At 63.9% G+C, this 23,046-nt stretch carries 30 protein-coding genes; 14 read left to right on the top strand and 16 right to left on the bottom strand.

What is annotated here, in order from left to right; genetic code table 11:
• Window positions 1-49 precede the first annotated feature (49 nt).
• Window positions 50-661 carry a glycine zipper 2TM domain-containing protein gene (locus tag GTP55_RS21400; protein WP_161046868.1) on the bottom strand — a complete coding sequence of 204 codons (612 nt, stop codon included), beginning with the start codon at window positions 659-661 and terminating at the stop codon, window positions 50-52.
• Window positions 662-783: 122 nt separating this feature from the next.
• On the opposite strand from GTP55_RS21400, the gene GTP55_RS21395 reads away from it, so the two are divergent.
• Window positions 784-1,503: a Crp/Fnr family transcriptional regulator gene (locus tag GTP55_RS21395; RefSeq protein WP_161046867.1), complete on the top strand. Its 720-nt coding sequence runs from the start codon at window positions 784-786 to the stop codon at window positions 1,501-1,503.
• Between the two features lie 70 nt (window positions 1,504-1,573).
• On the opposite strand, the gene GTP55_RS21390 is transcribed toward GTP55_RS21395, so the two are convergent.
• The gene (locus GTP55_RS21390) at window positions 1,574-1,798 is read right to left on the bottom strand and encodes a YMGG-like glycine zipper-containing protein (RefSeq protein WP_154368736.1); all 225 of its coding nucleotides are present in this window, start codon (window positions 1,796-1,798) and stop codon (window positions 1,574-1,576) included.
• Window positions 1,799-1,905: 107 nt separating this feature from the next.
• A complete protein-coding gene (locus tag GTP55_RS21385; protein WP_161046866.1) occupies window positions 1,906-3,840 on the bottom strand; it encodes an AsmA family protein in 1,935 nt (644 codons plus the stop codon).
• A gap of 125 nt (window positions 3,841-3,965) precedes the next feature.
• Between GTP55_RS21385 and GTP55_RS21380 the strand changes: the two genes are divergently transcribed.
• From GTP55_RS21380 to GTP55_RS21350, 7 genes are all read left to right on the top strand, one after another.
• Complete coding sequence (locus GTP55_RS21380; RefSeq protein ID WP_371868392.1) at window positions 3,966-4,349, top strand: DUF4398 domain-containing protein; 384 nt, start codon at window positions 3,966-3,968, stop codon at window positions 4,347-4,349.
• 31 nt (window positions 4,350-4,380) lie between these two features.
• Window positions 4,381-5,295, top strand: coding sequence for an OmpA family protein (locus GTP55_RS21375; RefSeq protein WP_161046865.1), 915 nt, complete (start codon window positions 4,381-4,383; stop codon window positions 5,293-5,295).
• Between the two features lie 82 nt (window positions 5,296-5,377).
• Entirely contained in the window at window positions 5,378-5,923 is a 546-nt protein-coding gene (locus tag GTP55_RS21370; protein ID WP_161046864.1) for a ferritin-like domain-containing protein, read from the top strand.
• 61 nt (window positions 5,924-5,984) lie between these two features.
• Entirely contained in the window at window positions 5,985-6,287 is a 303-nt protein-coding gene (locus tag GTP55_RS21365; protein ID WP_161046863.1) for an ElaB/YgaM/YqjD family protein, read from the top strand.
• A gap of 6 nt (window positions 6,288-6,293) precedes the next feature.
• Window positions 6,294-6,677 carry a phage holin family protein gene (locus tag GTP55_RS21360; RefSeq protein ID WP_371868391.1) on the top strand — a complete coding sequence of 128 codons (384 nt, stop codon included), beginning with the start codon at window positions 6,294-6,296 and terminating at the stop codon, window positions 6,675-6,677.
• Window positions 6,678-6,686: 9 nt separating this feature from the next.
• On the top strand, window positions 6,687-7,094 hold the full coding sequence (locus tag GTP55_RS21355) for a hypothetical protein (protein WP_161046862.1): 408 nt from the start codon (window positions 6,687-6,689) through the stop codon (window positions 7,092-7,094).
• Window positions 7,095-7,126: 32 nt separating this feature from the next.
• Entirely contained in the window at window positions 7,127-8,248 is a 1,122-nt protein-coding gene (locus GTP55_RS21350; RefSeq protein WP_161046971.1) for a patatin-like phospholipase family protein, read from the top strand.
• Window positions 8,249-8,263: 15 nt separating this feature from the next.
• On the opposite strand, the gene GTP55_RS21345 is transcribed toward GTP55_RS21350, so the two are convergent.
• From GTP55_RS21345 to GTP55_RS21335, 3 genes are read right to left on the bottom strand one after another with little or no spacing between them, the layout of a single operon-like run.
• Window positions 8,264-8,590, bottom strand: coding sequence for a hypothetical protein (locus GTP55_RS21345; protein ID WP_161046861.1), 327 nt, complete (start codon window positions 8,588-8,590; stop codon window positions 8,264-8,266).
• Between the two features lie 10 nt (window positions 8,591-8,600).
• The gene (locus tag GTP55_RS21340) at window positions 8,601-8,753 is read right to left on the bottom strand and encodes a DUF3309 domain-containing protein (protein ID WP_090192273.1); all 153 of its coding nucleotides are present in this window, start codon (window positions 8,751-8,753) and stop codon (window positions 8,601-8,603) included.
• Window positions 8,754-8,800: 47 nt separating this feature from the next.
• Window positions 8,801-9,241 (bottom strand): glycine zipper 2TM domain-containing protein, encoded by a 441-nt coding sequence (locus GTP55_RS21335; RefSeq protein ID WP_161046860.1) that lies wholly within the window; start codon window positions 9,239-9,241, stop codon window positions 8,801-8,803.
• Between the two features lie 215 nt (window positions 9,242-9,456).
• Here GTP55_RS21335 and GTP55_RS21330 point away from each other — a divergent pair, with 215 nt between their 5' ends.
• A complete protein-coding gene (locus GTP55_RS21330) occupies window positions 9,457-9,771 on the top strand; it encodes a BON domain-containing protein (RefSeq protein WP_110848613.1) in 315 nt (104 codons plus the stop codon).
• A gap of 53 nt (window positions 9,772-9,824) precedes the next feature.
• Window positions 9,825-11,021, top strand: coding sequence for an AI-2E family transporter (locus tag GTP55_RS21325; protein WP_161046859.1), 1,197 nt, complete (start codon window positions 9,825-9,827; stop codon window positions 11,019-11,021).
• Here the strand turns inward: GTP55_RS21325 and GTP55_RS21320 are convergent.
• The gene (locus tag GTP55_RS21320; protein WP_161046858.1) at window positions 11,007-11,870 is read right to left on the bottom strand and encodes a YihY/virulence factor BrkB family protein; all 864 of its coding nucleotides are present in this window, start codon (window positions 11,868-11,870) and stop codon (window positions 11,007-11,009) included. The two genes, GTP55_RS21325 and GTP55_RS21320, sit on opposite strands and share 15 nt — an antisense overlap.
• Before the next feature lie 48 nt (window positions 11,871-11,918).
• Complete coding sequence (locus tag GTP55_RS21315) at window positions 11,919-12,965, bottom strand: OmpA family protein (RefSeq protein ID WP_161046857.1); 1,047 nt, start codon at window positions 12,963-12,965, stop codon at window positions 11,919-11,921.
• A gap of 281 nt (window positions 12,966-13,246) precedes the next feature.
• On the opposite strand from GTP55_RS21315, the gene GTP55_RS21310 reads away from it, so the two are divergent.
• Window positions 13,247-13,876 (top strand): winged helix-turn-helix domain-containing protein, encoded by a 630-nt coding sequence (locus GTP55_RS21310; RefSeq protein ID WP_229258092.1) that lies wholly within the window; start codon window positions 13,247-13,249, stop codon window positions 13,874-13,876.
• A gap of 116 nt (window positions 13,877-13,992) precedes the next feature.
• Window positions 13,993-14,865, top strand: coding sequence for a M90 family metallopeptidase (locus GTP55_RS21305; protein WP_161046856.1), 873 nt, complete (start codon window positions 13,993-13,995; stop codon window positions 14,863-14,865).
• Here the strand turns inward: GTP55_RS21305 and GTP55_RS21300 are convergent, their stop codons facing one another.
• From GTP55_RS21300 to GTP55_RS21285, 4 genes are read right to left on the bottom strand one after another with little or no spacing between them, the layout of a single operon-like run.
• Window positions 14,866-15,366, bottom strand: a complete 501-nt coding sequence (locus GTP55_RS21300) for a response regulator (RefSeq protein WP_161046855.1) — start codon at window positions 15,364-15,366, stop codon at window positions 14,866-14,868.
• On the bottom strand, window positions 15,363-16,739 hold the full coding sequence (locus GTP55_RS21295; RefSeq protein ID WP_161046854.1) for a PAS domain-containing sensor histidine kinase: 1,377 nt from the start codon (window positions 16,737-16,739) through the stop codon (window positions 15,363-15,365). Before GTP55_RS21295 ends, GTP55_RS21300 begins: the two co-directional genes overlap by 4 nt.
• 9 nt (window positions 16,740-16,748) lie before the next feature.
• On the bottom strand, window positions 16,749-17,564 hold the full coding sequence (locus GTP55_RS21290; protein ID WP_161046853.1) for an HDOD domain-containing protein: 816 nt from the start codon (window positions 17,562-17,564) through the stop codon (window positions 16,749-16,751).
• Entirely contained in the window at window positions 17,561-19,078 is a 1,518-nt protein-coding gene (locus GTP55_RS21285) for an EAL domain-containing protein (RefSeq protein WP_161046852.1), read from the bottom strand. The genes GTP55_RS21290 and GTP55_RS21285 overlap by 4 nt, the downstream gene beginning before the upstream one ends.
• Window positions 19,079-19,239: 161 nt before the next feature.
• Here GTP55_RS21285 and GTP55_RS21280 point away from each other — a divergent pair, with 161 nt between their 5' ends.
• Together GTP55_RS21280 and GTP55_RS21275 are read left to right on the top strand one after the other, a co-directional pair.
• Window positions 19,240-19,791, top strand: a complete 552-nt coding sequence (locus tag GTP55_RS21280) for a glycine zipper domain-containing protein (RefSeq protein WP_161046851.1) — start codon at window positions 19,240-19,242, stop codon at window positions 19,789-19,791.
• Between the two features lie 139 nt (window positions 19,792-19,930).
• Window positions 19,931-20,293: a hypothetical protein gene (locus GTP55_RS21275; RefSeq protein WP_161046850.1), complete on the top strand. Its 363-nt coding sequence runs from the start codon at window positions 19,931-19,933 to the stop codon at window positions 20,291-20,293.
• Between the two features lie 51 nt (window positions 20,294-20,344).
• Here the strand turns inward: GTP55_RS21275 and GTP55_RS21270 are convergent, their stop codons facing one another.
• From GTP55_RS21270 to otnI, 4 genes are read right to left on the bottom strand one after another with little or no spacing between them, the layout of a single operon-like run.
• Window positions 20,345-20,722, bottom strand: a complete 378-nt coding sequence (locus GTP55_RS21270) for a TraR/DksA family transcriptional regulator (protein ID WP_161046849.1) — start codon at window positions 20,720-20,722, stop codon at window positions 20,345-20,347.
• Window positions 20,723-20,767: 45 nt separating this feature from the next.
• Window positions 20,768-21,193: a hypothetical protein gene (locus GTP55_RS21265; protein ID WP_161046848.1), complete on the bottom strand. Its 426-nt coding sequence runs from the start codon at window positions 21,191-21,193 to the stop codon at window positions 20,768-20,770.
• A 9-nt stretch (window positions 21,194-21,202) separates the two neighbouring features.
• Window positions 21,203-21,973 carry a hypothetical protein gene (locus GTP55_RS21260; protein ID WP_161046847.1) on the bottom strand — a complete coding sequence of 257 codons (771 nt, stop codon included), beginning with the start codon at window positions 21,971-21,973 and terminating at the stop codon, window positions 21,203-21,205.
• Between the two features lie 34 nt (window positions 21,974-22,007).
• The gene (gene otnI, locus GTP55_RS21255; RefSeq protein ID WP_161046846.1) at window positions 22,008-22,820 is read right to left on the bottom strand and encodes a 2-oxo-tetronate isomerase; all 813 of its coding nucleotides are present in this window, start codon (window positions 22,818-22,820) and stop codon (window positions 22,008-22,010) included.
• Between the last annotated feature and the right edge of the window lie 226 nt (window positions 22,821-23,046).

Raw genomic sequence — 23,046 nt, 5'->3', positions numbered from 1 at the left:
TTATCAACAATACAGCGCCGTTCTTCTGTACGTTGCCGTACTAAAATCCTCAGTCCAGTGGACGCAGTTGGCCTTTGACGATGCGCACAGCGTCGCCGTTGCGCCATTCAGGCTGGTGCGAAGTGTGGATCACGCGGCGGCTGCCGTTGTCCATGCGCACGCTGACGTCCCAGCTGGTGGTCTTCTTCATGTTGCCTTCGATCTGGTTGCCGGCCACTGCGCCGCCGACCGCACCGGCCACCGTCGCCAGTTGACGGCCGTGACCGCTACCGACCTGGTTGCCCAGCAAGCCGCCCAGCACGGCGCCACCGACCGCGCCGGCGCCGCTACCCTGGGCGCGGTGTTCGATGGCGCGCACCGATTCGACCACGCCGCAGTTGCTGCAGGGGGCGTTACGCGCTTCCTGTTGCTGCAGTTGGCCCGGACCTTGCGACACGGCTGGCGCCACGGCGGACGAAGCGGCCGGCGGCGCATCGTTGTAGGCCAGTTGCTGCGCTGGTTGCGGCGCCGGCGGCATGCCGCTCACTTGGGGCGGCACGGTGGCGTTCGAGGTTGGCAGCCAGCCCAGTATGGCGGCGCTGCCGACGCCGCAGAACAGCACCACCGCCACGGCGGCAATGACCATGATCGGATGGGTTTTTGGTTTATTTGGGGTGTCCATGTGGAGTGTCCTTTGTTATTAGGTGGGGTAACGCATTGCAGTCGATATTCTGCTTGAGTGCATCCATTGTCTCCGTGCGTCACCGTACATACAGGGTGTTTTATTGCCTTTACGCTGATTCCATGCATACCTCTATCTCACATTCTCCCGACGATGACCGTGGCCAGCTGCGTCTGGCCAATAATCGCTTGCTGGCCAGCCTGCCGGACGACGATCAACAACAACTCGCGGCCAAGTGCGAGACGGTGCGGGTGGACAACGGCCAGATCCTGTCCGAACCGGGGCAGGAGGTGCGTTACATTTATTTCCCCATCGATTGCCTGGTGTCGCTGCTGGGCGTGGCCGAGGGCCGCATGACGCTGGAAGTGGGTTCGATCGGCCGCGAAGGCATGCTCGGCGCCGCGGTGGTGTTGGGCCATGAACTGGCGCAGGTACGGGCGGTGGTGCAGCGTTCCGGCCGCACCTATCGCATGGGGGCCGGCGACTTCGTCACCGAATTCCACCGCATGGATTCGCTGCAGCGCCTGCTGCACCGCTACACCGACATCCAGCTCGCGCAGGCGATCCAGATCGCCGTGTGCAGCCGCTTCCATGTGCTGGAGGCGCGGCTGGCGCGCTCACTGCTGATTACGCGCGACCGTCTGCAATCGGAAAAATTCCATCTGACCCACGAGTTCCTGGCGCACGCGCTGGGGGTGCGGCGGGTCGGCGTGACCAAGGCCGCCAGCGCCTTGCAGAACCAGCGTTTGATTACCTACAGCCGCGGCAATATCGAGATCCTCGATTCGACCGGGCTGGAATCGGCTTCCTGCCATTGCTACGAAATGTTCAAGGACAAATAAGCGCAGCATGCAAAGCGGGGAGGCATAAAAAAACAGACCCGCAGGTCTGTTTTTTTATGCCGGCGTCAGCTTAACGCGGTGGCTTTTGTACTTGGTTACCGATCACGCCGCCCACGGCTGCACCGCCCACGGCGCCCACGGCGCTACCGCCGGTCAGTACCGAACCGGCCACTGCGCCGACGCCGGCGCCGACGGCAGTGTTGCGGTCTTGATTCGACATACCTGCACAAGCGCTCAGGCCCAGGGTCGCCGCCAGGACAGCGGCGGTTGCTGCGATTCGTTTGACGTTGTTCATGATTTTTCTCCTCTGGCAGGCAAGTCGCGGTATTGCGCCTCACCGATGGACACAGATTACGAAAATCCCGCCCGTGCTTCCGTTCGTCATCGCACATTAACGCCGAATCAACGCCGGCAGCCGCTCGTCTCGCCGGGACCGGTACTGACCAGCGGCACGATGGCCGCCACCGGCGCCACCACCGCCAGCGCCAGCGCGCTGCCGGCCCGCAGGGCCAGCGAGCCCTTGTCGACGCTGACCTCCGGGTCCTTGAAACTGCCGCGCACGTAAATCGGCGAGCGCAGCGAAATCACCCGCACCGACTTGGCGTCCGGCTGCAGCGTCAGGTCCAGCTTCTCGTTGCCGAGGTTGACCGTGCCGTTGATGTCGATCCGCGCTTCCGAGGTATCCACCACAAACAGCCGCGACTTCATCACGCCATTGGTGACGGCGAAGTCGGTCACCATGCAATTCAGCTTGACCTGCTTGTCGCCGACCAGCTTGGTCAGCACCACGCTGCCGATATTCAATCCCATGGTTTCCAGCATCAGCTTGCTGACGCTGCCCTGGCTGACCGCGCCTTTGAGTTCGCCGTTGGACGAGCCGAGCAAGCTGGCCACCGAATTGCCGTTGGCCGCCAGCGCCACATTGGCATTGATTTCGCCGACCGTGGCCTGCATGCCGTCGATCGACGGGAACAGCTGCTTGAGCTGCAGATGGCTGGCGTTGGCCTTCAGCGTGGCGCGGATCGCGTGGGCGTTGACCTTGCCGCTGCCGTCCAGCATGACGGTGGAGGTGAAGCGGCCGCCGGCGATGTCGAAGTTCATCGGCGTCAGCGACAGCACGCCGTCCTTCAGGTGAATTTGCGTTTCCAGGTGCTGGATCGGCAGGTTCTTGTCACGCGTGATTTGTGCCGCCTTGAAGTTGACGTCGGCATCGATGGCGGTCCAGCGGTCGGTGCGGAAGGTTTCCACCGGCAGCACCTTGTTGCCCGGCTGGCGCTCCTCGGCGCCGCGCGCCTCTTTGCTGGCGTTGGAGTCGGCGCCGATCAGCGGGCCGAGGTCGGACACCTGCAGCAGCTTCGATTGCACGGTGCCGCTCAGGCGCGCGCGCGGCTGGCCGGTCTGGAAATCCAGCTTGCCGGCGATGTCGCTCTGGCCGACCTTGCCGGTGAACTGGTCGTAGATCCAATGGCTGGCGTTGGCGCCGAGGTTGGCGGTCAGGTGGCCCTCGGTGGAGAAGGGCGGGGTTTCCGGCAGCAGCACGCCGGTCAGCGCGTACAGCCGTTCCAGGCTGGCGCCGGACAGCTTGAGCTGCAGATCGAGCGCGGTCAGCGCCGCCGGTTTGGTCAGCGTGCCGGCAAAGACGATGTGGGTGCCGCCGAGGTCGAGGTCGGCCGACAGCGGGAAGGGCGCCGTTTGCTGCTGCAAGGACAGCACCGCGCCGGCCTTGCCGCTGCCGCTGACAGGCTGGTTATTCCACTTGCCTTGCAGCTGCCAGGCGACGCCGTAGCGCGGGTCGTTCACCGTATCGACGTTGGCGCTGGCGTCCACATGGGTCACGGCGTCGATGTAGCGCACCGTGCCCTTGGAGAACACCACGCGCTGCAGGTCCAGTTTCCACGTCGACGGCTGGTCGTCGCGGTGGAAGGTCCAGTTGTTATTGCCGCCGGCGTCGCGCTGCAGCAGCAGTTCGGGATGGTCGAAGCGCAGCTCGGGAATGGCGATGCGCTGGCGCAGCAGCGGCAGCAGCTCGACGGCAAAGGCGAACTGGCGGACGCTGAGCATCTCGCTCGGCGCCTGCATTCCGCGCGGATTGCCGATGTGGACGTCCTTCGCCACCAGATGCGGCATCGGCAGGACCTGGCCTTGCTGGCGCCACGCCAGCGCGAGCTCGCCGCGAATCTCGAACGGCCGCGCGATGGCCGTGCTGATGCGCTCGTTCAACCACGGCCGCGCACGGTTCCAGTCGATGCTGGCGAGGGCGATGACCGCGATGGCGGGAACGGCAACGACGACGCTGCCGGCGGCGAGGGCGATGCGGGTGCGGCGGGGAAGGGGCATGGCGGACCTGGTGTCTGGTAGTTGCCTCATTTTACACACTCCGGCTTTTGTGCGTCACCGTACTGATGCCGATCCGGCGCCGGTTTATAAAGTCACATCGCTTTCATATTTCGAGGAGAACAATAATGATGAACATGAATAAGCAATTGCTGATTGGCGCCGCCCTGTTGGCTGGTCTGGCCGGTTGCGCCAGCGACAAAACCCCGGCCACCGCCGACGTCGCGGTGTCGCGTGAGGCAGTATCCGCTGCGACCGCCGCCGGCGCCGCCGATCTGGCGCCGGCCGAAATGACCTCGGCCCGCGAGAAACTGATGCGCGCCAACCAGGCGCTGGCCGCCAAGGACTACAAAACCGCGCAAGATCTGGCTACCCAGGCTTCGGCCGATGCCCAGCTGGCGCAGAGCAAGGCCAACTCGGCCAAGGCGACCGCCGCCTCGGATGAGCTGCAACAGAATATCCGCCTGCTGCGCGAAGAACTGGCGCGCGCCAACGCCAACGCGCAGCAATAATCCCTAACAATAAATAAACGGAGAATCCACCATGAAAAAATTCATTCTGCTGCCAGCCGCCTTTGCCGTATCCGTGATGTTTGCCGCGTGCAGCAGCACGCCGACCACCACCAGCCAGCTCGACCAGGCACGCGGCGACTTCCAGGCCGCCCAAAGCAACCCGTCGGTCGCCGCCAACGCGCCGCTGGAATTCAAAGCCGCCGCCGATGCGCTGGACCGCGCCAACGCCGCCGCCGCCAAACGCGAGAGCCTGGACGAAATCGACAAGCTGGCCTATATCGCCAAACAGAAAGTCGCCACCGCGCAGGAAGCCGCCAAGGCCAAGCAGGCTGAGGGCGAAGTCGCCAACGCTGCCCGCCAGCGCGATGAAATCCGCCTGCAGGCCCGCACCGCCGAAGCCAACCAGGCCCGCAACGCGGCTGACCGCGCCAAGACCCAGGCCGAGCAGGCCAAGGCTGATGCCGACGCCGCCCGTGCCCAGGCTGACGCCGCCGCCGGTTCGGCGCGCGAAGAGCAAGCCAAGAACGCCGCCCTGCAACAGCAGCTGGCCGACCTGCAAGCCAAGCAAACCGAACGCGGCCTGATCATCACGCTGAACGACGTGCTGTTCAATGTCGACCGCGCCGAACTGAGCCCGGAAGGCATGCGCACCGCGCAAAAGCTGGCCGACGTGCTGATGCAGGAACCGCAAAGCGTGGTGCTGGTCGAGGGCTTTACCGATAGCACCGGTACCTCGGCGCACAACCTGGACCTGTCGCAACGCCGCGCCGAGTCGGTGCGCAATGCGCTGATCGGACTGGGTGTGCCGGCCGCCAAGATCGCCAGCCGCGGCTACGGTGAAGCTTATCCGGTCGCCAGCAATAGCGATGCCGGCAGCCGCCAGCTGAACCGTCGTGTGGAAATCGTGCTGTCGCAAAACGGCGCACCGATCGCGAATCGTCGTTAATTCGCGTCGTTATTTGCGTCGTTAAGTCGCGTCGTTATTTACACCGTTTTATTTGTACCTCTTACTTAGGAAGGAAAGACTCATGGCTGAATCCAATCCCACCCAACCGGCAGGCATCGATAAAGAAGCAATCCGTGCCGCCGCCCGCAATCTGGAAGACGGCCCGGTCACCGCAGGCTACCAAGGCAACCGCGCCGAAGTCATCAAGATGCTGAACGATGCGCTGGCTACCGAGCTGGTGTGCATCGCCCGCTACAAGCGCCATTACTACACGGTCAGCGGTCGCGAGAACGCCGCCATCAAGGCCGAGTTCCTGGAGCACGCCAACGAGGAAGCAGAACACGCCGACTGGCTGGCCGAACGCATCGTTCAGCTGAATGGCGATCCTGATTTCAATCCGGCAACGTTGCTCGAGCGCAGCCATGCCGAGTATGATGCGTCAGACGACGTCCAATCGATGGTGCGCGCCAATCTGATCGCCGAGCGCGTGGCGATCGAGTCGTACCGCCAGATGATTGAAAAAATCGGCGATAGCGACCCGACCACGCGTCATCTCTTGATCAAGATCATGGCGGTCGAAGAAGAGCACGCGGACGATATGCGTGACATGATGACCGAACACGGTTGACACAGTCTTTTGCAATTTGCTGTACAGTTTTCACATCGACAACCAAAACAGGAGCTTAATCATGCTGGAACAAAATATCAGTACCGTAAATAATGACGTGAAAACTCTGGTGAAAGACGCCCAGGCGCTGTTCACCGCCGCCACCGCCCTGACCGGCGAAAAAGCGGACGAACTGCGCGGCCGCGGCATGCGCGCGTTGGACACCGCCCTGGCCAAGGCCCACGAAGCCCAGGTCAGCGCGCTGGCCGCCACCAAGGAAGCCGCCAAGCACGCCGATGAATACGTCAAGGAAAACCCATGGCGCTCGATCGCAGCGGCAGCCAGTATCGGCCTGCTGGTCGGCGTGATCATCGGCCGCAAGTAAGCTGCCGTGTCGCACGACGAAGGCAATCGTCCGCCAGGGCTGATCGCATCGCTGGGTCTGGTGACCCGCAATGCGATCGCGCTGTTGCTCAACCGGCTGGAACTGGCCGCGCTGGAGCTGGCCGAGGTGCGCAACCACCTGCTGCAACTGGTGCTGGTGTTCGCACTGGCCGTGCTGTTGGGCGGCTTTGCGCTGATTTATGCGTCGGTCACCGTGGTCTACCTGGCGTGGGCGGCCATCGGCTGGGTTATCCTGCCGATCATCACCGCCGTGTTCCTGGTGGTCGCCATTGGCCTGATCCTGTATGCGCGCGCACTGATCCGGAGTGGCAAGCTGGCGTTGCCAGCCACCATGGCGGAACTCAAGTCCGACCGCGATATGCTGTTGTAAGGAGAGGCTGTGAGCAAGCATGAAGATGAGGCCGCACTGGCGGCCGAGAAGCTAAGAGTCATCCGGGAAGGCGAGTTGTGGCGCATCAAGCTGGTGCACTCGAAAGCACTGGTGGGCCAGGCGCTGCAACCGGATGCCCTGATGCACGGCGCCATCGACCATGCGGTCGGTCTGGCGCAGGCGCGGCTGGGCGGACTGTTGCACTCCGGTGATGGTGGCGGCTTCAGTTTGAAGTCGCTGACGTCGCTGGTGTCCCTCGGCACGCTGAAAACGGTGATGCCGTATGCGCTGACGGTGGGCTCGTTCATCGCCCGCCGCCGGCTGATCAAGCCGGTGCTGGTGCTGGCCACCGTGGCCGGCGTCGGCGTCGCTTGGCTGATGCGCCGCAAAACCCCACCGCAACAAGAGCAGCTTTGAGCACCGCGCCCAATCCGCTGAACCCCGCAGGCATGCGCATCGTGCTGGTCCTGCAAGGGGGCGGCGCATTGGGGGCTTACCAGGCCGGCGTGTTCCAGGCGCTGCACGAACATCAACTGGCGCCGGATTGGATCGTCGGCACCTCCATCGGCGCCATCAACGCCGCCATCCTGGCCGGCAATCCCTTTGAAGACCGCCTGACCCGGCTGCGCCAGTTCTGGCAAGGCATCGCCCACCGCGACAGCTACGACATGCGCCAGGTGCCGGATGCGCAGCGCCGTTCGAACATCCTGCTGCAAACCTGGGACACGCTGCTGCGCGGCGTGCCGGGCTTCTTTACGCCGCGCCTGTTCAGCGCCTTTGCCGCCGGCGCGCCGGTCGATCCGGAACAGGCCAGCTTCTACGACACCACCGATCTGCGCGATACCCTCAACGAGCTGATCGACTTCGATTACCTCAACGCGCCGGGCGGCATCCGCCTGACCGTGAATGCGCTCAAGGTCACCAGCGGCACCCTGCGCAGCTTCGACAACCGCGACCAGACCATCCACGCCGACCACGTGCGCGCCAGCGGCGCGCTGCCGCCGGGCTTCCCGCCGGTGCGCATCGATGGCGACCTGTACTGGGACGGCGGGCTGTATTCGAACACGCCGCTGGAAACCGTGCTCGACGAGAGCAAGCAGGTCGACACGCTGTGTTTCATGGTCGACCTTTGGAGCGCCGACGGCGAAGAGCCGACCACGCTGGACGAGGTGCAGACGCGCCAGAAAGACGTCACCTTCGCCTCGCGCTCGCGGCGTCACCTGGACGATTACGTCGCCACGCACCAGATGCGGCAAAAGCTGCGCGAGCTGTACGCGGCGCTGCCGGCCGACCAGCGCACGCCGGCGCAGACCGCCGAACTGGAAGCGCTGGGCTGCGGCAGCACGCTGCACGTGGTGCGGCTGCCATATGCCGGCCGCGACTGGAATATGGCCGCCAAGGACATCAATTTCTCGCAGGGTTCGATCGACTGGCGCTGGGACCAGGGCTATCAGGATGCGCTGCGTGCCATCACCGCTGCAGGCTGGCTCAGCTTCGTCTCGGAAGACACGCCGCTGGTGGTGCACGAACTGCCGCCACTGGCGGTCCCAAAAACCGAACGGGCCGCCTGAGCGACCCGTTGGGTTTTACTTCTGTGCCACCAGCTGCGGCACCTTGGCCATATCGTCCTGGTAAGTCTGCTGCGCCTCCTTGAGGCAGGCGCTGCGTTCGCTGGCCGGGCCTTGCTTGCAGGCTTGCCTGGCTTCCGCCAGCGCCGCGCCGATTTCCTTGCGCAGAATGCGCGTGCGCTCGGCGGTGCTCTGGTCGCCTTCGGTCCAGCGGGCCGGTTCGCCGCGGGCGATTTCCTGGCGTTGCAGCTGGACGTTTTGCGGTGGCGTGGTATCGGTTTGCTGGGCGTGTGCGGCCAGCGCCACGCCCACCATCATCACGCCGGTAACGATGCGATGAATCATGATGTCCTCCTTAGAGTCGACCGGTCAGCAGCATGATCAGCAGGATGACCACGATCAGGCCGGTGATGCCGCTGGGCGCGTAGCCCCAGTTGCGGCTGTGCGGCCAGGTTGGCAGTGCGCCGATCAGGGCCAGAACCAGAATAATCAGAATGATGGTACCCATGTAATTCTCCTTGTTTTAACGTGCGATGGTGGTTTGAGCAGCGGGGATTAATAGCGATACAGGCGGCCGTCGATCAGGCGCACGCGGTTGCCCACGCGCAGGTCGACAATGCTGTCCTGTTGAATGATGCGGGTGTCGCCGTTATCCATGCGCACGCTGATCTGGTATTCCTCTTTGCCGGCATTGCGGTTGCCTTCGACATTGTTGCCGACCACTGCGCCGCCCACTGCGCCGGCCACGGTGGCGACTGCGCGGCCGGAGCCGCCGCCGACCTGGTTACCCAGCAGGCCACCGATCAGGCCACCGGTCACGGCGCCGACGCCGGAACTGCGCTGGGCCTGCATGATCTGGATCGAGTCGATGGTGCCGTAGGTGGACGAGTCGTTGCTGATATAGCCGATCTGTTGCGGCTGCTGGTTGCTGGCGCAGCCGCTCAAGGCAGCAACGCCGGCGAAGATGGCGGCGGCAAGCGTAGTTGAGCGTTTCATGTTGTTTCTCCTGAAAAAGTGTGGGTTCAGAATAAACAACGGTGCAAGGCGGGTCTGTGCGCTTTCGCACGATGCTGCGCCGTGGCGAGTTTGGTACGCTAACGTACAGAGCAAGTTCCGGAAGCAGCGTTTAATGGCGTCATCGGTAGCAGAGACGGTAAATCAAACGTCCCGCTGGCTGACAAACTCATTTAATTACTCTAAGGAGAATCGCCATGAAAATCGCACATAAAATCGCTACTGCCCTGTTCACCGTATCGCTGCTGGGCGCCATGACCGGCTGCGCATCGACCTCGACCAAAGAAGGCACCGGCGAGTATGTCGACGATTCCGTCATCACCACCAAAGTCAAAGCCAGCATCTTCAATGAGCCGAGCCTGAAAACCACCGAAATCAACGTCGAAACCTTCAAAGGTACCGTACAGCTGAGCGGTTTCGTGGCCCAGCCTGAAGATATCGCCAAAGCTGCCCAGGTGGCACGTGGCGTCAAAGGCGTGACCGCAGTGAAAAACGACCTGCACGTCAAGTAATTCCCCCGGCCGGCGCGCAGCAAACGCGCCGGCGCTTTACCCTGTGAGTCATCATGAACCAGCCTGTCGATCTTCCCCGGACTCACGCACAGGCGCTCCCCGCCGATGCTGACGTTCCTGCTGCCGCCACCCCTCCCGCTGTTCCCGAATCTCCCCGTATTCCCCTGCATGTCAACGCGCGCGGCCTGGCGCTGGGCGTGATTGCGACCGTCGCCTTTGTCTGGGCGCTGCAATGGTCGCGCAACTTCCTGGTTCCCTTATTGCTCGGCATCCTGATCAGCTACACGCTGAGTCCGCTCGTATGCTGGCTGGAGCGCATCCGCATTCCGCGCGTGATCGGCGCGACGCTGATTACCGCCGCCATTCTGGGCGGCTCAGTGGTGGTGGCGGAAAAGCTGCAAGGCGAGTTCCAGGCGATTGTCGAAGAATTGCCCACCGCCGGGCACAAGCTGTCCAAACTGGTCTCGGAACACTTGCACAGCGGCGGGCCGAGCGCCTTGCAGCGCATCCAGGACGTTGCCACCGAACTGCAACAGGCCACCGCCGGCGCGCAGGAAAAGCGCGCCGCGCGCCGCGCCAGCGCCGCCGCGCCGCCGGATACCTTGCCGGTGATGGACTGGCTGTGGGCCGGTTCGATGGGCGTGATGGGCTTTGTCAGCCAGGCCACCATGGTGATCTTCCTGGTGTTTTTCCTGCTGCTGTCGGGGGACACCTTCAAGCGCAAGCTGGTCAAGCTGACCGGGCCGTCGTTGACCAAGAAGAAAATCACCGTCCACATCCTGGAAGACATCAACAGCTCGATCCAGAAATACATGCTGATGCTGCTGGTGACCAATGGCGCGCTGGCGCTGCTGATGTGGATCGCGCTGCGCTGGATCGGGCTGGAGAATGCCGGCGCGTGGGCCATCGTCGCCGGGCTGCTGCACCTGATGCCTTACTTCGGCCCGCTGCTGATCATGATGGCGACCGGCATCGTCGCCTTCCTGCAGTTCGAATCCTTGCAGATGAGTTTCCTGGTGATGGGCGCTTCGCTGGCCATCGCCACGCTGATCGGCACCGTGGTGGCGACCTGGATGACCGGCCGCTTCGCCCGCATGAACGCGGCGGCGGTGTTTGTCAGCCTGCTGTTCTGGGGCTGGCTGTGGGGCGTGTGGGGCTTGTTGCTCGGCGTGCCCGTGATCGTCATCATCAAGGTGGTCGCCGAGCGGGTGGAAGGCATGGAAGTGGTGGCCGAGCTACTCGGCGAGTGAGGTCTTGCGCAGGCTGCCCAGCTGCAGCGCATACTGTCTGGCAAACTCGGCGCCGAGAAAGAAAATCTGCGCCGAGTAATACACCCACATCAGCACCGCAATCATCGATCCGGCCGCGCCGTAACTGCTGGCTACGCCGCTGTTGCCGATGTAGGCGCCAATCGCATATTTTCCGATCGTGAACAAGGCTGCGGTGCCGATGGCGCCGATGGTCACGTCATGCCATGACAGTGTGACGCGCGGCAGCATCTTGAAGATCACGCCAAACAACGCGGCAATCACCACAAAGCTGATCGCCAGATTAATCACCGTCAGCACAAGGCCGGCGTCGCTCCAGTAACTGTCCCAGAATTTTTCCAGCAAGGTCAGCGCAGCGCTGACCACCAGCGACACCATCAGCAAGAACGCCAGCACCAGCACCATGCCGAACGACAGCAGGCGGGTGCGGATGGTGTCCCATACCGTGCCCTTGGTCAGCGGCGGCACTTGCCAGATGGCGTCCAGGCTCGCCTTGAGCTCGGCAAACACGGTGGTCGCGCCGAACAGCAGCAGGGCGCCGGCGACCATGGTGGCGAGCTGGCCTTCTTCCTTGTTGCGCGCGCCGGCCAGCACCGCCTGGATCGCTTCCGCGCCCTGTGCCCCGACCAGGCCGCGCAGTTGCGCGAACAGTTCCCCCTGGGCTGCCTGCGGGCCATAGAACCAGCCGGCCACGGCCAGCACCAGTACCAGGATCGGCGCCATCGAAAACAGCGTATAGAACGCCAGCGCGGCGCCCATGCTGCTGCCGCGATGCTCGAACCATTCCAGCACGGTGCATTTGAGCACCGAGAAAATATTTTTTTTGTTCATAAAAAAAAGCCCCGCAACTTTCATTGCGGGGCTGTTGGTTGCGAGGGTTTATTGCACGCGGCGTTCGATGGTGATTTGTTCCACTTCGACGCGACGGTTAGGCTCCAGGCACTTGATCAGGTCGGCGCGTTTCTTGTCGTTGCATTCCACCACAGGATTCGACTCGCCTTTGCCGACAGCGTTCAGGCGGTTGGCGGCGATGCCTTTGCCGACCAGGTAGTCCTTGACGGCGTTGGCGCGGCGTTCGGACAGTTTCTGGTTGTACTTGTCGCTGCCCAGACGGTCGGCGTAGCCGCTGATGACCACGTTGTCGATGCTGCTGTTGTTGTTCAGCACGTTAGCGATCTCGTCCAGCTTAGGCTGGTTCGGATTCAGCTTGGCGCTGTCGAACGAGAACAGTTCGGTGGCCGACATCGTCACTTTTTCGAAGCGCGCTGGCGGTGGTGGTGGCGGTGGCAGCGGTGCTGGTGGTGGCGGTGGTGGTTCCGACACTTGCGGTGCTGGCGGCGGTGCGGCTGGCGCTGGACGCGGTGGCGCGTTGAACGCAAAGTTCAGGCCGACGGTCAGCAGGTAGTTGTTGCTCTTGCTGTTCGGGAATTCGTCACCGCGGATGAAGCCATGCACGTCACGGATGTCGGCCTGGAAGGTGGTGCGGTCGTTGATGTCGGCCTGGAAGCCCAGACCGGCGCTGACGTATGGCGAGTTTTTCTTGCGCTCGATGTAGTTAGGCAGGTTGGCCTTGTCGCGCTCGGCGCCGATACCGACCAGCAGGAATGGACGGAACGATTTACGCGAGAACATGTACAGGCCATCTACGCCCAGCGTGTCTTGCTGGTAGCGGTTGACGCCGTCACGGGAGCGGCTGTAGGTGTAGCCACCTTGCACATCCCAGTATTCGTTGACGGCTTTGCCGAATTTCAGACCAGCGCCGTAACCGCGCTTGCTGGTGGCGCCAAAGTCGGAGTCAGGCTTGATGCCGTTGACGCTCGGTTGGATGTACCACGAAGGGTTGATGACCGGATCTTGTTGGGCCATGGCGGAGAACGACGCGCAGAGTGCTGCTACGGCGAAGGCGATTTTCTTGGATTTATTCACAGGGTGGCTCCCGATAGTTTAAAAGTTTCATCGTCAGCAATGTTGTTGCATCGCTGTTGGACCGAAGATTAGGCGACAAGGTGCGGTTCTTCCGTTCGCTACCGCACCAAAGTTTGCGCTGTATCAAATTTGTCACAAATCCCAGAACTAACGCGCCTCCCGATTGTCCCAACGTAAAGCAATAGATGCTTCGCTAATGTTCGTTGACGCACAGACTGAAACCCTACAAACCGGCATTCTTGCGTCAAAGCCGTACCAATCCAGTTTAAAGGAGCGTTCCCATGCATGCAGTCAGCAAACAACAAACCATGGTTCAAAACGAGATGAAAGCCTCGCCGGAGATGCATTCCACCACGGCACGCTTGACCTCGTTAATGGACCGGTCGACGCCGGCACCGCTGGATCGCAAGCCAAGCCTGTCGATGGCGTCGATTGAACGCGTGCGGTCGACCTCGGCCACGCTGCGCCGCATCGAAAACATGCAAAAACTGATCGGCGAACTGTCGCTGCACGAGATGCTGGCTGACGAAATCGCCTGGTTCCTGAAGTTTTCGCCGTCCGGCGCCCGCAAATACATCCGCGATCTGCGCGAAGCCGGCGTGATCGAACTGGCGCGCTACGTTGAAGGCACCGCCACCTACCTGGGCAAAGCGGTGTACCAGCTGACCCCTGACCCGGAACGCATCGCCGCCTTCCTGGCTGCCATCGCCCAGCCGAAGCGCGAAGGCGTGGCGCCACGCAAGGAACGTCCAGGCCTGCGCGAGCAAGCCATGGCCGGCAGCGGTCGCCATTTCCACATCCTGGCTGACGACACCCACTACGCCATCCGCGTCAACCGTGGCCCGGTGATGCGCGATCCGCTGGTGGCCGCCCTGTTCGGCAGCGCGCCGTCGCAGCAAAAAGCAGAATAAACCGCGTCGCAGCGGGAGTATGATGAACAGCCGGCGCTTGCGCCGGCTGTTTTCGTATTGAAATGTTGATATGCAGCCCCACCTAGCTGGCATCACATCTCACGGACCTGCGGCACATGGAAGCTTTGATCTGGATCGGCCTGACGGCGCTGGCGATCGCGCTGCCCTTCATTTACCCGCGCTGGCGCTTGCAGCGGGTACTGGCGCGGCCGTTGCCGCCCGAGGCGGTCGCCGTCCTGCAGCGCAATATCCCGGTGTACCGCAACATGCCGGCCGACTTGCAGCAGCAGTTGCGCAAGCTGGTGGTGCAGTTCCTGCATCAGAAGAAGTTTGTCGGCTGCGCCGGGCTGGAAGTGACCGATGAAATGGCCGTTACTATCGCCGGGCAGGCCTGTTTGCTGCTGCTGAACCGGCCCAGCAAGGTGTATCCGGCCTTGCACACCATCCTGGTTTATCCCTCCGAATTCGTGGCGCAGCGCGCCGAAGTGGGGCCCGGCGGCGTGATCACGCCGGGCCGCCAGAGCATGCTGGGCGAGTCGTGGGATGATGGCCGGGTAGTGCTGTCGTGGGACGACGTGCAGCGCGGCGCCGGCGACTGGACCGATGGCCACAACGTGGTGCTGCACGAGTTTGCGCACCAGCTGGACAGCGAATCGGGCCGCGCCAACGGTGCGCCGTATCTGGGCAACCCCGCCAGCTACCGCGAATGGTCGGAAGTATTATCGCGTAACTTCCAGAACCTGCGCCTGCACGCCATGCACCGCATGGAGACGGTGATGGACCCGTACGGCGCCACCAATCCGGCCGAATTCTTCGCCGTGGCCACCGAAACCTTCTTTGAAAAACCGTACCAGATGGCCGAGCATCACGCCGAGCTGTACGAGGAATTCCTCAAATATTACCGGGTCGATCCGCGTGCCTGGATGTCGCCGCCGCCACCGCCTGCGCCGCCGGAACCGCCGCCGGTATCGTTTGCCTACAGCTGGTGATCACAGGATGATGGAGCCGTCGTCGGTGCGCTTGACGTGCAGCAGGCCTGGCTCCTCTTCCTCCAGCCGCCGCGCTTCCTGATCCGCCGCGCTCGGCGTCTTGCCGGCCTCGGCCAGCAGGCGCTGGCGCTCTGCCAGCCCCTGCAGGATATTCTGCTCCAGTTCCGACTGCTCCCACGGCTTGGAAATGAAGCGGAACACATGCGCCTCGTTGATGGCGGTCATCGCCGTCTTGAAGTCGGTGGAAGCGGTCAGCATGATGCGCACCGTGGTCGGCGCCACGTCCTTCAGCGCCTGCAGGAAGTCGCCGCCGGTCATCTCCGGCATCATGAAATCGGACACCACCAGGTCGAACTCGCACACGCAGATGCGGTTCAGTGCGTCGAACGGATTGGTGAAAGTCTCGATCTGCGCGCCGGCCAGCGCCTTGCTTTGGCGGAGCGCCCGTTGCAGCGCGCTCAGCATGTTCGGTTCGTCGTCCACCAGCAGTATGCGGCTCATGATAATTCCTCGGTATGGCGCACCGGCAGCAGCACACGGAAGCAGGTGCCGCGCCCCAGTTCGGTATCGACTTCGATGCGGCCCTTGTGTTTTTGCACGATGCCATAGGCCAGCGACAGGCCCAGCCCGGTGCCTTTGCCGACCGCCTTGGTGGTGAAGAAGGGATCGAAGATGCGCGACAGTGCGTCCGGCGCGATGCCGTTGCCGGTGTCTTCCACTTCCAGCTTGACGGTGTCGGCGTCGGCCATGCCGGTGCGCAGCGTGATGGTGCCGCGCTGCTCGCCCATGGCCTGGGCGGCGTTGACCACCAGGTTCAGCACCACCTGGTTGATTTGCAGCGGCAGGCATTCGATGGCGGGGATGTCGCCATAGGCCTTGACCACGTCGGCGTGATACTTGACTTCGTTGGCGACGATATTCAGCGTCGAGTCGATGCTCTGGTGCAGGTCGGCGCGGCTCCATGCCTGGTTGTTGTCGGCGCGCGAGAAATCCTTCAGGTCTTCGACGATGTGGCGCACCCGCACCAGTCCTTCACCCGATTCGCGCATCAGCGCCGGAATGTCCTGGCGCAGGAAGTCGAGGTCGATGCGTTCGCGCATGGCGCGCAGCTTGCTCGTCACGTCCGGCTGGGCGATGCTGGCCTCGGCCGCCTGGTAGGCGTCCAGCATCTCGAACAGCTGCTCCAGGTAATTCTGCAAGGTGCCGACGTTGGAGAAGATATAGCCGATCGGGTTGTTGATCTCGTGCGCCACGCCGGCCGCCAACTGGCCGATCGAGGCCATTTTTTCGGCCTGCACCAGTTGCTGCTGGGCCGCCGACAGCAGGTCGTTCAGTTCGGTCAGCTGGCGGATGTCGTCTTCCAGCCGGTCGTTGGCCTGCGCCAGCTGGGCGGTGCGCTTCTCGACGATATGCTCGAGGCTGTCGCGCGACTGGCGCAGCGCGTTTTCCGCCACGCGGCGTTCGGTGACGTCACGCATGGTCTCGATGGCGCCCACCACGTGGCCCGCAGCATCGCGCAGCGGCGCGGCGGTGAAGTGCAGCCAGTGGCCGCTGGCGCCGATGTTGGGAAAAAAGTCTTCCGACTCGTAGGCGCCGGGTATCAGCGTCGACGGGTGGCTGTGGCCGGGATAATGGTCGGCGATATTGTCATCGCCGTCGACGATCAGGTCGCACAGCAGCGGCCGCTCCTTGATGTAGAACGGCTGCCATTGGTTGCGGGTGCCGACCATGCAGGCGCGGGTCCAGCCCAGTAGCTGCTCGCATGCCTTGTTCCAGTGGGTGATGACGTGGTGGCGGTTGACGGCGAAGGTGGCGACCGGATGGCCGTCAAAGAATTCGTCCAGCGCGACCTCGGCCTGTGTAGGGAGTTTCATCGTGGGTTCCTAACTTACCAGTATCTGGCACATGTCGTTGACCATCAGCGGACACTTTTCGCTCAGCTGCCGGCGCTGCTCGTCGTCGAAGGCGAGGGTGGTCCAGGCCTGTTCGCGCTGTTCGGCGCTGGCGTCGGACGGTTCGGCCAGCAGGTGCGCCAGGCCGATCGCCAGCGCCAGGCCGGTGGCCGTGGCGCTGTGCTGGTGGCAGATGGCGTCCTGGATCGCCGGCGGGAATTTCCAGTGGGCCGCCAGCGCGCTGCCGGCCTGGGCATGGTCGACGCCGAACACGGCCAGCTCGGCCTCGGCCACGCTGGCCTCGGCATGTTCGGCGCGCCACAGCGGCACCGCCGCGTACTCTTCGGGAAAGCGGGTGGCCAGCACCAGCGTGCCGAGGTTGTGCAGCAGGCCGGCGGTGAAGGCGGTGTCCGGACTTTGCCGCAGGTGGCGCGCCAGCGCGCGCGCCCAGACGGCGGTGGCGATGGCGTGGCGCCAGAACAGGCCGAAGTCCAGCGCCGGCCCGGCAGCGGCCGGCACAACGCCGATCACGCCGCAGGCGGTCACCAGCGTGCGCACGCTGTGCAGGCCCAGCACCGACATCGCCTGCTGGATGCTGGTGACCTTGGACGGCATGCCGTAAAAGGAGGAGTTGGCCAGGCGCAGCGTCTTGGCCGTCAGCGCCTGGTCGAGCGCGATGCGGCCGGCCAGGTAGTGCAGGTCGATATCGTCCTCTTCCATGCTGGTCATCAGTTCGGCCACCACCGCCGGCAGCGACGGCAGGTCGTGCACGCGGCGGATCACGTCATCGAGGGCGATGCGGCTCATGTCGGCGCTCCCTGGCTGAGCGTGATCAGGCTGCCGCGCGAGGCCGAGTGCAAACCCATCGGATAGGTGGTGACGGTGTAGCGCACGCCGCCGATGTCGGCCAGGTGGCCGGCCGGCGGCAGGCAGCCGTCGCCGGCGAACAGTTGCGGCAGCATGGTGCACGCCTCGTTGCCCAGCAAGGCGCCGGCATGCTGGAACAGGCGGCCGGCGGCGCCGTTGACGAAGGCAATCATGCCGTTGTCGTCCATGCCGATCACCGGCAGCGGCAGTTGCTGCAGGATCTCGCGGGCGACGCCCAGGCTGATCTCGTCGCGGTCGATCTGGCGCTGCATCTGGTGCAGCAGTTGCTCCATGCGGCGGTTGGCGCTGGCCAGCTCGTGGTTGGCGTTGCGCACTTCCATGTTGAGGCGGTGGTTGTCGTCGGCGATTTCCTTGAGGCGGAAGGCGTCGCGCAGGTGGTCGCGCAGCTGCTCGTCGTTCCACGGCTTGGTCAGGAATTTGTAGATCGCCCCTTCGTTGACGGCGTCAGTCACCGATTGCAGCTCGGTATAGCCGGACAGCATGATGCGGATCGTGTCCGGCCGCAGCTTGCGCGCCTGGCGCAGGAAGTCGGCGCCGCTCAGGCCGGGCATGCGCTGGTCCGAGATGATCACGTCCACCGGCTGCTGCGCCAGCAGTTCCAGCCCCTGTTCGCCGGAACTGGCGGTCAGGATCTGGTAGCCTTCCGGGCGCAGCAGGCGCTTCAGCGCCGATACGATGTTGACCTCGTCGTCCACCAGCAGCAGGCTGCGATGGCGCGCCTGCACCCGCAGCAGCTGCGGCGGCAGGCGGCGGTCGTCGCGCAGCAGCGCGCCTATATCGGCCGGCAGCAGTGGGGCGGCGTACAGCTCACCCTGGATCAGGTCGCACAGATTGTCGCGCAGGAAGGCGCACTGGGCTTCGGTCTGCACGCCGTCGGCCGCCACGCGGATGCCGAGATGCAGCGCCATCGCCATCAGCGCCTGGCATTGGGCGGCGGCGGCGTTGCTGTCGCTGTCGCTATCGCTATCATTCAGCGCGCGCACCACGGCGCTGTCGAGCTTGATGTAATCGAAGGGATAGCGTTGCAGATTGCTCAGGCAGGCCGGGCCGGCGCCGAACTGGTCCAGCGTCAGGCTGACGCCCAGCTGCTTGAACCAGGCCAGCGCCGTGCCGGCGGCGGCCGGATCGCGCATCAGCACCGCTTCATCCAGCTCCAGCGTCAACGCCGCCGGGGCAATCGCATACTGCTCCAGCAGCGCCGCCACACCGGCGCCGAAGCGCGCGTCGTGCAGCTGGCGCGCGCTCAGGTTGAGGGCCACTTGGAGATCGTTGCCGTGCAGCACGCCGCCTTGCCACAGCTGGCGGTCTTCGCAGCTACGGCGCAGCAGCTCTAGCGTGTCGCCGCGCGCCGGCCATGCTTCGACAGCGGCGACCGCGCCGTTGCGCAAATCGACCAGCGGCTGGTAGCGCGGCGGCGAATCATCGAACTCCATCAGGCGTTCCTATCGATATGGAAGCTGGCTGCTCGAAAATACTATCGACTGATTATTACGGATAAGCCCGCGGCATTCAACCTTTTTCATGGTGCGCGCGCGAACGGAAGCCACTGGCCATGCGGGGCACACTGGGGCCACGTTAATCCAGGAGAACACCAATGAGCACGATTATTGCGGGCCATTTTCAGTTGCAGGATGAAATCGCCGATGCGCGTCTGGCGTTGCTGAGCGCCGGTTTTGCGGCGGCGCGCATCAGCGCCTTTTACGTCAATCCGGCCGGACAGCACGATATGCACGAGCTGGGCGGCGACCATGACAAGTCGCCCGGCGCCAGGGAGAGCGACGAGGGCGTGGTCAAGGGCGGCGCCACCGGCGCCGTCGCCGGGGCGGTGATCGGCAGCGCCACCATTCCGATTGCCGGCCCGGTGGGTCCGGTGGTCGGCGCGCTGGTCGGCGCCCACGTCGGTTCGCTGTACAGTCTGCACAAGATGAAGGAAGCGGGCGAGCCGGACGAGGACGGCAGCAATGTGCAGCCGCCGCGCAAGGCCGGCATGCTGATCGCGGTGGCGGTGGACGACACGGCGCAGGAGGACAAGGCGCTGGACATCCTGCGCCGCCTGCACGCGGTCGACATCGAACGGGCCGAGGGCACCATCAGCGGCGGCGACTGGGGCGATTTCAATCCGAATTCGCTGCCGGTGCCGGCCTGATGGCCGCTGGCTAACGCAACAGTGTCAGCTTGTTATCTGCCATTTGGCTGGCGCTGTTGCTTATCCGAGACGATGGCGGCGCAGCATGCAATTTTCGGTATGATAGTCTGCACAGATCAACCGAAGAGCGGAGGCGGCAATGACCCAGGCATGGCTAGTGCTCACTCGTCCGGATGGGCGCGACGTTGCCGCGCCGTCCGAAGCCCAACTGGCGGCGGCGCTGTCCGACGTCTACGGTGGTAACACGGTCAGTCCCGATGGCGGCCCCGGCAGTGCGGTGCTGCGCTTCGGCTACGATGACGGTCTGATGTACGAAATGGAAGTGTCGAGCGGCGGCGCGGTGCGCTTTGCCGAATGGTCGGACCGCGACTGCGAAATCGCGCTGGCCTCGCCGCGCACTATGACCGTCAAGCAGCCGGCCGACGCCTTGCAGCTATGGCGCTTGATGGCGCAGCGGCAGGTGGCCAAGATCCGCAGCCAGCCCTGGCTCAGCGACGATTAGCTGGCGATCAGCTAACGATCAGCTGACGATCAGCTGACAATTAAGTGGACATCAGTGTCTGCCGTATTGTTCCAGCCGCGTCTGGCACTTGATGCACAGCCGCGCTTCCGGCCGCGCTTCCAGCCGCGAATAGCCGATCACTTCGCCGCAGTTTTCGCACAGGCCGTAGCTTTGGTCCATAAACTTGCCCAGCGCGTGGCGCACGATGCCCAGTTGCAGCGACGTCAGCGTGGCGGCGTCGTGTACGGCGGCGTGCAGCAGGCGCTGACTGGCGTTGTCGGCCGGCGACGCCTCCGCCACATGCGGCTGCGGCAGGCGCAGGTCGGTGCTGCGGTCGAGGTCATCCGCCAGTTGACTGAGCAGCGCGGCGCAGGCGTGTTCCAGCCGCGCCTGCAGGGTTTGCCATTGGTGATCGTCCAGTCCGTTCATAGCGCGACCTCCTTACGGCTTGGACTTGCGCCGGCACGATTGGTTCTATAGCGCCTCGATGTGCTGCTTGAGTTTTTCCAGCGGCTTGAGCACCTGCTCCGGCTTGCCGGCCGCCACCGCCGCACCGAGCGACAGCAGTTCGCCGGCCAGGTCGACCAGATCCTTGAGGCGGTCGATCTGGTCGATCTTTTCCTGCGCGCGCGCGGTCAGGTCCAGCAACTGCTGCTGTTGCGGGCCGAGGCCGGACGCGGCCAGCACCGCCGCTTCCAGATACAGGCCGTTGGCGCGCTGGCGCAGCGCCACCTCGTTTTCAAACAGCGCCTGCGCCACGCCTTGCGAAATGCCGGGCAGGGCGCCGTCCGCCGCCGGCTGGCGGATCGCGCGCATCAGGCGCCGGTGCAGCGCGTCGGCGTTGGCCGACAGATGATCGGCCAGCAGCTCGATCTGGGCTTGTGGGGTCGGATTTGCCATGGCCACTCCTTACTGTTTGGTCGGAAGCTGTTCGACCAGCGCCCGGTGGCGCTGTTCGATCAGGTCCAGGTTCTTGCGCGCCAGCGTGTAGCGCAGGCCGATCAGGCGGTACTCGGCCTGCTTCTCCTGCTGCTGCGACCTGGCGAGCGCCAGCAGCAGGCGCTCGCGCTGCGGATCGACAAACGGGATGGCGGACTCCAGCATGCCGAGGACGATTTTCTGCTCGTTGTCATTGCTCTTATCGTACAGGCGCAACAGCGTGCGCATGGCGTCTAGTACCTCCGCCACCGGCTGCTGGCCGTCGCGCAAAATGTCGTTGACGGCGTTCTCCTGCAGCGGCCGCGTCAGGCCGCGCGCGATCAGCCGCGTCAGGCCGGCGAAGGCGTTGACGTGGCGGCTGTCCAGGCCCGAGTCCGGCCACTCCTTGATGCCGCTGCCAATCGCCTTGACCTGGTCTTCCAGATCGTACTGGTTGTCGCCGGCCAGCCTGCCCAGCGTTTGCATATACGCTTGCAGGCCGTATTGCAGCTTGACGAAATCGTCGCAGGCCTGCTGGCGGTTGGCGTCGAGCTGGCGTTCGCGGGCATCGGCGTCGGGCGACAGGTAGGGCTGTTCGCGCTGATAGGTGTTGCGGTAGCGCTCGGTCAACTCATGGTAGGCGCCCAGCTTGGGCGAGTCGGCGGCAAAGGCGCGCACCTCGGCCATGCGCGGCGTGCTGCTGGCGCAGCCGGTGAGGATGGCCAGCAGGCCCAGCATCAGGAATAAACGGGACAGTTTCATGGGCACTCCGCAGTTGGTGGGACGATTGTTGCCGTTAGTGAATATCTCCGTGTTGCGCGGGCGCAGACCAGGTGGTCAGCGCCTGCCGCCAGCCGAGGCCGGCGTTGGTGTCGCCGGCCGGGATGTACTCGCAGCCGAGCCAGCCGTCGTAGCCGAGCCGGTCGATGTGGGCGAACAGGTGGCGGTAATTGATCTCGCCGGTGCCGGGCTCGTGGCGGCCGGGCGTATCGGCGACTTGCATGTGCTTGATGAAAGGCAGGCTGGCGGCGATGGTGTTGGACAGTTCGCCCTCCATGCGCTGCATGTGATAGATGTCGTACTGCAGGAACAGATTCGGCGCCGCGACCTCGGCGATGATCTGCAGCGCCTGGCTGCTGTGGGTCAGCAGATAGCCGGGCATATCGTAGTGATTGATCGGCTCGATCAGCAGATTGATGCCGGCCGGCTGCAATTGTGCGGCGGCGTAGCGCAGGTTATCGAGATAGGTGGTGCGCGCCAGCTCAAGGGGCGTGTCGGGCGGCAGCTTGCCGGCCATGCAGTGGACTTGCGTCACGCCGAGCGCGGTGGCGTAGGCGAGGGCGCTGGCCACGCTCTGGCGGAACTCGTCAACGCGGCGCGGATCGCAGGCCACGCCGCGGTCGCCGGCGTTCCAGTCGCCTGCGGGCAGGTTGAACAGCACCAGCTTGAGCTGATAGCGTTGCAGCAGCTCGGCAAGTTGCGTTGCTTCGTAAGGATAGGGGAACAGGAATTCAACCGCCTCAAAGCCGGCCTGATGGGCAAGGGCGAAACGGTCCAGGAACGGCGTGTCGGTGTACAGCATCGACAGATTGGCGGCGAATTTGGGCATGGCGAATAGCGCGTTGACAGATTCGCTATCCTAATCCAAATCCGGGGTCAGGTCTCACAAATGAACACGGCCCCAGCTGTAGCGTGCTGCTACAGCTGGGGCCGTGTAGAAATGGGAGACCTCGTATATTGAACGTACCGCGTCGCCATCAGATAATCAGAAAGGTGAAGCGGTCAGGCAGGGTGATGCCGACCAGACTGTGGGCCATTAAGCCCGTGGGTCAGAT

It is taken from the genome of Duganella margarita (genome assembly GCF_009857535.1).
In the GTDB taxonomy this organism is placed as follows: domain Bacteria; phylum Pseudomonadota; class Gammaproteobacteria; order Burkholderiales; family Burkholderiaceae_D; genus Rugamonas; species Rugamonas margarita.
The sequence above is the reverse complement of the archived record's forward strand: the minus strand, read 5'-3'. Positions and strand labels throughout refer to the sequence as shown.